The sequence below is a fragment of the Brevibacterium sp. SIMBA_078 genome (assembly GCF_046534565.1).
Lineage (GTDB): Bacteria > Actinomycetota > Actinomycetes > Actinomycetales > Brevibacteriaceae > Brevibacterium.
Window position 1 is genome coordinate 1 of the sequence record NZ_JAWRYQ010000266.1, and the last position, 267, is coordinate 267.

The 267-nt window shown below is 38.6% G+C and carries 1 protein-coding gene; it reads right to left on the reverse strand.

Annotated features, from left to right (window positions below; genetic code table 11):
- A partial coding sequence (locus tag SB749_RS19675; protein ID WP_410711790.1) for a hypothetical protein occupies positions 1–267 on the reverse strand: 267 nt, incomplete at both ends.

Consider the following 267-nt stretch of genomic DNA (forward strand, 5'->3'; position numbering starts at 1 on the left):
CATAGATATGGGTGTTACTGCCTGAAATATCAGATAATTCTTTAGCAAAGCTTGCTTGTGAAGGATTAAAATCAGTGCCATACCATTGGACATCCGATGCAGCAGAATGTGTATTGATTGATACTCCTTGACCAAAGCCAAGCTCACATGCCGTATTGAATTTTGGTACTTCAAGTCCTGACATCAAGAAAGGAATTTTGACATTATTAGGGCTTAGTTCTGGATAATAGCCGTAAGTATAATCGATATCGCTAATGTAACCCTCTG